This window comes from Acrocarpospora sp. B8E8, assembly GCF_039871605.1.
GTDB classification, from domain to species: domain Bacteria; phylum Actinomycetota; class Actinomycetes; order Streptosporangiales; family Streptosporangiaceae; genus Acrocarpospora; species Acrocarpospora macrocephala.
Window position 1 is genome coordinate 1 of the sequence record NZ_JBDPLV010000148.1, and the last position, 8,356, is coordinate 8,356.

At 69.0% G+C, this 8,356-nt stretch carries 7 protein-coding genes; all 7 read left to right on the forward strand.

From position 1 onward, the window contains the following. A partial coding sequence (locus ABGB08_RS53805) for a putative PEP-binding protein (RefSeq protein ID WP_347608107.1) occupies positions 1–161 on the forward strand: 161 nt, incomplete at its 5' end. 12 nt (positions 162–173) lie between these two features. Continuing rightward, a complete protein-coding gene (locus tag ABGB08_RS53810) occupies positions 174–866 on the forward strand; it encodes a CBS domain-containing protein (protein ID WP_347608088.1) in 693 nt (230 codons plus the stop codon). Between the two features lie 74 nt (positions 867–940). After that, positions 941–3,601 (forward strand): cation-transporting P-type ATPase, encoded by a 2,661-nt coding sequence (locus tag ABGB08_RS53815; RefSeq protein WP_347608091.1) that lies wholly within the window; start codon positions 941–943, stop codon positions 3,599–3,601. Positions 3,602–3,705: 104 nt separating this feature from the next. After that, the gene (locus ABGB08_RS53820) at positions 3,706–5,088 is read left to right on the forward strand and encodes a DUF4389 domain-containing protein (protein WP_347608094.1); all 1,383 of its coding nucleotides are present in this window, start codon (positions 3,706–3,708) and stop codon (positions 5,086–5,088) included. Between the two features lie 16 nt (positions 5,089–5,104). Next, on the forward strand, positions 5,105–5,950 hold the full coding sequence (locus tag ABGB08_RS53825; protein ID WP_347608097.1) for a hypothetical protein: 846 nt from the start codon (positions 5,105–5,107) through the stop codon (positions 5,948–5,950). A gap of 189 nt (positions 5,951–6,139) precedes the next feature. Further along, positions 6,140–6,697, forward strand: a complete 558-nt coding sequence (locus ABGB08_RS53830; protein ID WP_347608101.1) for a hypothetical protein — start codon at positions 6,140–6,142, stop codon at positions 6,695–6,697. A 667-nt stretch (positions 6,698–7,364) separates the two neighbouring features. Then, positions 7,365–8,273: a hypothetical protein gene (locus ABGB08_RS53835; protein ID WP_347608104.1), complete on the forward strand. Its 909-nt coding sequence runs from the start codon at positions 7,365–7,367 to the stop codon at positions 8,271–8,273. Positions 8,274–8,356 lie beyond the last annotated feature (83 nt).

Consider the following 8,356-nt stretch of genomic DNA (forward strand, 5'->3'; position numbering starts at 1 on the left):
GGCCTGACCTGCGGATCGGCGTCTGCGGCGAGCACGGCGGCGACCCCGGCTCGGTGCGCTTCTTCCACGAAGCCGGACTCGACTACGTGTCCTGCTCCCCCTTCCGAGTGCCGGTGGCCCGCCTCGAGGCGGGCCGCGCGGCGCTCCCGGCCGACACCTGACCAGGAGGAACGATGCGCGTCAACGTACAGGACGTGATGACCCGCGAACCGATAACGGTGCCCACCACGATGCCGTTCAAGCAGGTGGCGAGCACCCTGGCCGACAACAAGATCAGCGCGGTCCCCGTCCTGGACGCCGCGGGCGACGTCGCCGGAGTGATCTCCGAAGCGGACCTGCTGCGCAAGGAGGAGTTCCGCGAGCTGTACTACCGCGAGTGCTACGAGTCGCCCAGCCGCATCAGGAACGACCGCGCACCCGGGTTCGACGCCCGCCGCAAAGCGCAGGCGCTCACGGCAGCCGACCTGATGACCAGCCCCGCCGTCACCATCCGGCCGGACACCTCCGTGGTGCGCGCCGTCCGGGTCATGGACGAGCAGCGCGTCAAGCGCCTGCTCGTGGTGGACGACGAGGGCCGGCTGGCCGGCGTCATCAGCCGCAGCGACCTGCTCCGCCTGTTCGTCCGGGACGACCGCGACCTGGCCGGCGAGATCCTGGAGGAGGTGCTCAAGCCGGCCAAGTGGATCACTACGGACGCCCTGACCGTCGCCGCGGAGGAGGGCGTGGTCACCCTGGCCGGGCACACGCCCACCCGGAGCGAGGCGGAACTGGCCGTCCGCATGACCCAGCGGGTCAACGGCGTGGTCGCCGTCGTCGATCGGCTCGGCTGGGAGGATGACGACCTGAGCCCGCGGCGGACCCGCTGACGCGTCGAGTCGAAGGACCCTCGGACGGTCCTTGGACCCTGCCGCGATCGATCGGCCCGGCGGACTGTGGATTCATGGGCCATCTCATATCCCCCGGATCCCCCTCGGCTGCTGACCGCCGCCCCGATCCACGCGAGCCGTTGCCCCTGCTCCGCGAGGAGTTACGCACCGGACCGGAGGGGCTGTCACGCCGCGAGGCGGAACGGCGCCTCACCGTCTACGGGCCGAACCAGATCCGCCGCCGGGAGCGCTCGTCGCTCCTCGCTGAGCTGGTCCGCCAGCTGATCCATCCGCTCGCGCTGCTGCTGTGGGCGGCGGGCGCGCTGGCCTTCTCAGCCGGTACCGCGCAGCTGGGCTGGGCGATCCTCGCGGTCATCGTGGTGAACGCCGGCTTCGCCCTGCTGCAGGAACGCCAGGCCGAACGCGCTGTGGAAGCCCTCGCCGCGTATCTCCCCGAACGCGCACAGGTGGTCCGGGACGGACACCGGCACGCGGTCGCGGCGGCCGAGCTGGTGCCCGGCGACATCCTCGTGCTGGAGGAGGGCGACAAGGTGGCCGCCGACGCCCGGCTGATCGAAGGCGCGGTCGAGATCGACCTCTCCCTGCTGACCGGTGAATCGGCTCCGGTGGAGCGGGTCGCCGGGCCCGCCGGGGACGGTCTCATGCTGCCGCGCGAGCCGAACCTGGTCTTCAGCGGGACGACCTGCCTGGGCGGTGAGGGGCGGGCCATCGTGTTCGCGACCGGGGACCGTACCGAGCTCGGCCGGATCGCCGCGTTGAGTCAGCGGACCCGCCGCGAGACCAGCCCGCTGGAGAACCAGGTGAAGCGGGTCGCCTGGCTGATCGCGGCGATCGCCGTGGGCATGGGCGTACTGTTCCTGCTCACCGGCGCGCTGGTCGGCCTGCCGCTCAGGGACGCGCTGACGTTCGCCGTCGGACTGCTGGTCGCCAACGTGCCAGAAGGGCTGCTGCCGACGATCACGCTGGCGCTGGCCGTCGGAGTCCGCGTGCTGGCCCGCCGCGGCGCCGTGGTCAAGCGTTTGAGCGCCGTGGAGACCCTCGGCTCCACCACGGTGATCTGCACCGACAAGACGGGCACGCTGACACGCAACCGCATGCGGCTGGAGGACACCTGGACCCCGGGCGGCCACACACCCGAACTCCTGTCCCTGATGGCCGAGTGCACCACGGTCAGTCTCGGCGAGCACGGCGAACTCCATGGCGACCCGACGGAGATCGCGTTGATCGAGGGCGCCGGTTCGAGCGACCTCGCTCTCCTGCTCGGGCAACGGGACGCCGACCGGCAGGCCCTGTTCCGGTTCGACGCACGGCTGCGGCTGATGTCGACCGTGTCCCGCCACCAGGACCGGCTCGTCGTGGCGGCCAAGGGAGCGCCGGAGTCGGTGCTGGCCCTGGTCACCGGGCCGATCGAGACAGCGTGGGCCAAGGTCGAGGAGATGACGAGCCGGGGCCTTCGGGTCCTGGCCATCGCCACCCGCGAGTTACCTCCGGGGGCGGGCGTTCCGCGACGGCGTGCGGACGCCGAGACGGGTCTGCGCCTGGTCGGGCTGGTCGGCCTCTACGACGCGCCGCGCGAAGAGGTGGCCGACGCCGTCGCCCGATGCCACGAGGCGGGGCTGCGCATCCACGTCATCACCGGCGACAACGGCGCGACCGCGGCGACGGTGGCCCGGGAGGTGGGCATCGGCCGGCCGCGGCTGACCGTGGTGGCGGAGGCGGAGGCGCTCCAGGACCGCGAGCTAGACCGCCTGCTCGGCGAGGACTGCGAGATCGTCTTCGCCCGATCCTCACCCGAGACGAAACTGCGGATCGCCGACGCGCTGCGCGCGCAGGGCCACATCGTGGCGATGACCGGCGACGGGGTCAACGACGCGCCCGCCCTGCGCCGTGCCCACATCGGCGTGGCGATGGGCCGGTCGGGCACCGACGTGGCGCGCGAGGCCTCGACCATGGTACTGACCGACGACAACTTCGCCACCATCGTCGCAGCGGTCGAATCGGGGCGCCGCGTCTACGACAACGTCCGCAAGTTCATCGTCTATATCTTCGCCCACGCCGTCCCTGAGATCGTGCCCTTCCTCGTCTTCGCCCTCAGTGCGGGCGCGGTGCCGCTGCCGCTGACGGTCCTGCAGATCCTGGCCATCGACCTGGGCACCGAGACCCTGCCCGCGCTGGCGCTCGGCCGCGAACCGGCCGAGCCGGGGATCATGTCGCGCCCGCCGCGGCCCCGTTCCCAGGGCGTCATCTCGCGAGACATGCTGGTACGCGCGTGGGGGTACCTCGGGCTGGTCTCCGCCGCGCTGGTCCTGCTCGCCTTCTTCTACGTTCTGCTTCGCGCGGGGTGGCGGCCGGGCGCCGACGTGAGCGCGGGAGCGCCGTTGCACCACGCCTACGTGGCCGCGACGACCGCGACGTTCGCCGGGCTGGTCAGCTGCCAGGTCGGCACGGCTCTGGCCGCCCGGACCGACCACGCTTCACTACGTCAGGCCGGGCTGTTCACGAATCCGCTGCTGCTGGGCGGCATCGTCTTCGAGCTGGCCTTCACCGCGGCTCTGATCTACGTGCCGTACCTGCAGGAGGTGTTCGGTACCGCTGCGCTCGGCCCGGACGTCCTCGCGCTGATCGCCGCCTTCCCCGTCCTCGTGTGGGGAACCGACGAGGTTCGCAGGTGGGCGCGGCGCCGTCACCGAAGGACACGCATCCGGGAGACGTGACCGGAAAAGGCCCATCAGCGGCTGATCGGGGACTTTCGCCGGCTACGCGCTCCGGTCGGCCGGTGATGCGCTTAAGGGTGGCAGATCTCCGAGGAGGTTCATCCATGAACCGCTATCCCGTACGTGTGGAGGGCCGGCTCGACACCCCGCTGAGCCGGTGGCTCTGGCTCGTCAAGTGGCTACTGGCCATCCCGCACTACATCGTGCTCAGCCTGCTGTGGCCCGCGTTCTTCCTGCTGACCGTGGTCGCCTTCGTCGCGATCCTGTTCACCGGCCGCTATCCGCGCGCCCTCTTCGATTTCAACGTCGGCGTGCTGCGCTGGACGTGGCGGGTCGTCTACTACAGCTACGGCGCCCTCGGCACCGACCGGTACCCGCCGTTCACGCTCGGGCCCGATCCCGGCTATCCGGCGTCCTTCGACGTCGACTACCCCGAGCATCTCTCGCGCGGGCTGGTCCTGGTCAAGTCGTGGTTACTGGCCATCCCGCACTACCTTCTCGTCGCGGTGTTCACCAGCGGGGCCCTGCTGATCGGTGACCGGTACGAGGGCGCCTGGCAGTTCAACCTGGGCGGACTCATCGGCGTCCTGGTGCTGATCGCCGCCCTCGCGCTGCTGTTCACCGGCCGCTACCCGCGCGGGATCTTCGACATCGTGCTCGGCATGAACCGCTGGACGCTGCGCGTCGCCGCGTACGCCGCCCTCATGACCGACGCCTATCCCCCATTCCGGCTCGACGCGGGAGAACGCGAGCCCGCGGCCGGCGACGACCCGCCGGCGGAGTCGCCGCATGCCCCCGCCCACCGCTGGACCAGCGGCGCGATTCTGGCCGTCCTGTCCGGTTCGGTGCTCGCGCTGGTCGCCGCCGGCACCGCCTTCGCGGGCATCGGCGCCGCCACGCTCCACTTCCACCGCGACTCGGACGGCTTCATCGCCGTGGACGCCGGTCAGGTGACCACGACCACGTACGCCATCACCACCGGCGACGTCAGGCTCACCACTCCGGGCGCCCGGTTCCTGCGGGACTCCGTCGGCCGGATCCGAATCGAGGCGCACTCCACCGGCGCGCCGGTCTTCATCGGCGTCGCCCCCACCGCCGCGGTCGACCGGTACCTGGGGAACGTCGCCCACGACCAGCTGAGGCAGCTCGGCCAGAACGCCCAGCACCTCCGACGCGTTGGTTCCCAGCCCGCCGTGCCGCCCCTCGGCCAGCATTTCTGGGCCGCGCAGTCGGACGGCTCCACGCTGATCTGGGAGACCGAGCCCGGCGAATGGACCCTCGTCCTCATGAACGCCGACGCCACCCCCCGCGTCACCGCCGACCTCCGCCTCGCGGCGGCCGTCCCCGCGCTCGGCGGCATCATCGCCGGGCTGCTCGCCACGTCCGCGCTCTTCGCGCTCACCGGGACCGGGCTCATCCTGCTGGGGCTGTCCCTGGCCGCACCGCCGCGCGCCCAGACCCGTCAACCGGCCACGACCGGCTCGTGAACCCCACGAGAAAGAGATGATCATCATGCGCTCCCTCATCGCAGAAGCCGTCCAGGCGGCCGGACCTCTCGCCCCGGTGTCCGCGCCCACCCCGGTGCTCGTGGCGATCCGCGCCGAACACCTTGCCGGGCTGGACCGCCTCGTCTTCGAGTTCCGCGACGGGCTGCCCGTGCGGCGAAGCGGCACGTACGTGAAGCGGCTGGCCGCCGACGGGTCCGGGCAGGACGTGCGGGTAGCCGGGGACGCCATCCTCCTGCTGCGTTTCACCGGCGCCGACGGCCACGACGCCCTCGGCTCCCCGTCGTACGGCCCGGCGCGCACGACGTACGCGTTGCCCGGGATCCTCCAGGTGGTCAACAGCGGTGACTTCGAGTCGGTGCTGTCGTTCGGCGTCGGGCTGGCCAAGCGGGTGCCGTACCGGATGTACACCCTGAAGAGCCCCAGCAGGGTCGTCGTGGACTTCTCCACCCCGTACTGGACCGTGAACGCGGGGATCCGCCTGCTGGACTCCACCGGCCATCCGCGCACCGTATTCCGCCCGGTGATTCCCCCCGGCGTGGCGCGCGGCGCCCTCCTGCGCCTGTTCGCCGGGCCGACGGCGGCCGAACAGGCGGCCGGGCTGCGGCTGGTCAGCTCGCACGCCACCGGATTCAGCAAGCTCACGATCAGCAGAGGCGTCGCGCGGGTGTACCTCACCGGTCACGTGCGCGGCGACGGGTCCGCCTTCACCATCGCGAACGAGATCATGCTCACCCTCAAGCGGTTCCCCACCATCGGCTGGGTGAAGATCTACGACGCCTCCGGCCACACGCAGCGGCCTTGGGGCCGTACCGACTCGATCCCCGAATGCCTGGAACCGTGAGAATGACCTGGCGCTGATCTTGCGGGTCGATCAGCATGCTCAGCCCTGTTCCAGGGCCGAAGGTCCCGCCCGGAACGGGCCTTGCGGGCCCGCCGCGCGAGTCCTCCAGCCCTAAGCATCGATCTCGCAAAAGGGTGTTATTGGGGTGCGAGAACAAATACAAGGACCCGCTCTGAAAAGGGACTCACCATGGCCACCACCGAAGGACGCCGCACCGTCCACACCCCCCGCACCTTCAACTCGCACACGCCGCCCACCGCGGCGCGCCCGGTGGACTATGTCTGGGCCGTCGCGCGCATCTCCCTCGGCTGGGTCTTCCTGTGGGCCTTCCTCGACAAGGTCTTCGGCTGGGGCCTGGCAACCCCCGCCGCCCGCTCCTGGATCAACGGCGGCAGCCCCACCACCGGCTTCCTCAAGGGCACCGGCGAGAACGCCCTCGGCGGATTCTTCTCCAGCCTGGCCGGACAGGCCTGGGTCGACTGGCTGTTCATGCTCGGCCTGCTCGGCATCGGCGCCGCCCTCATCACCGGCGCCGGAATGCGCATCGCCGCCGCCACCGGCACCCTGCTCCTGGTCTTCATGTGGGCCGCCGAACTCCCCCTGGCCAACAACCCCTTCATCGACGACCACCTCATCTACGCCGTCGTCCTCATCGGCCTCGCCCTCGCCTCCGCCGGAAACACCCTCGGCATCGGCGCCTGGTGGTCACGCACCGCGATCGTCCAGAAGTACCCGATCCTCAAGTAGCCGACCCCGTCAGAACGCCCATCCGGGATGGATGGGCGTTCTGACGTTGCGGCCGCTTCCCCTCCTCGTGGTGCAACAGGCGCTCAGCTTCGTGAGCGGATTGCCTGCCAGGTGAGCGCCCGCAAACATTCCGAAATCCCGGTTCCGGTGGCCGGTGTTCCCCGAAGAAAATCCGTGCCAATGGGCCCGTGTCCTTCGGTCGCGAAAAGTTGCGTGTTTCGTCGCAGGCATGAAACACGCAACCACTGTGAAATCACGGAAGGATAACATGCGGTTATCCTGCAGGATGTATCAATGTGACTGTTCTGCTACACGGCCCTCCGGATTTACGGGATAACTTCGAGCCAAGCAGTGAAGTTCGGTGGCTCATGCCAAATGTGCCGAGGGGGCGCTCATGGTAAATGCCGGGAGTTCCAGCAGCAGATCGCGAAGCCGAGCCCGACGGGTTGCCTGGCGGCACTCAATCATCGCAGGGCTAATTACCTGCGTCCTTCTCGTAATCGCCGGGTGCAGCGCACCCCAGTCTCCGCCGCCACCAGTAGGAGCTCCAGGTAATTTCGTCATCTCGTACTCCGGCGCGGTCAGCCAGCTGAGCAGGCTGACACCAAGTGAACAAGACGAGTATCTCCGCGATTTGGCCAGAACAGGGCTCGCCGCTCACCTGAACATGAGCACGCACGAGGTACGCAACGCTCTCTACGACACTATTGCAGACCGGGACGAGGCATTCGCCGACATGTCCAGGCAGGAGGTCGGACCAGGGCGGAGCCTGTTTGACGGGCGAGTGCTCCACGTGCTTGTCCAGCAGGACCGCCCATACCGGAACCGCACGGTCGGCCTGACTATCGACGAGTACCGCACGAATTCCGGGTCGGACCCAGAGTACACGCAAATTCACTATTACCAGTTCGATCCCGAAACGCAGACCATCAGCCTGACCAGTGCGAGGCCGGAGCCCACAGCCCAGGTCCGGGCCGCCCATGGGTATGTCACACTGCGGGTCGACGACCTAGCCGGGCTGACCCGATTCTTGAGCGGAGGCTACCATCTGTCCAACCTTCGCGTGTCCGAGGGAATCTGGGGGCTGGGCGACCAGATATGGGCCGGGGGTTGGAATTGGCCCGACGTTCCCGCGGTGCCGTTGAGCATGGAGGATATCTCCGTTATTCAGCGCGGCTACGTCGAAGCTGTGCGCCATGAGCCGGAGCAGCCCGAATCCGCGGCGCAGCCCGGCTTCTCGCTCGATCCGGTGACCAGCGTGACCATGGCAGATATGAAAGCGATACTACCGGATCTGCCGCCCGAATGGGCTGAAGTAATCCAGCGGGGCAGGCAAGTAAACCTGGGCGAGGATCCTGCCCCATCAATTACCCCACGCGATCCGCTTTTCCCGGAAGAATCCTTACCCGCCAAACCGCCGCAGCCGTTGGAACAGGTATCGCCCGAGGCTTTCGAAGCCCTGTTCACAGTCCTCAAGGACGTGGTCGACGCCGCCTTCTCCGGCCACGAGCCAAGCCTCAAAAAGCTGTCCACGCGTAACCATTCACACCTCCTGATCTTGGTGTCGCCGGTTTGATCGTCTCGCCGGAGTCCGGCATGATCGCTGTTCGTGATCGAGGAATCCGCGTCTTCGAGCGCGCCCTCGATGGAGGAGTTCGC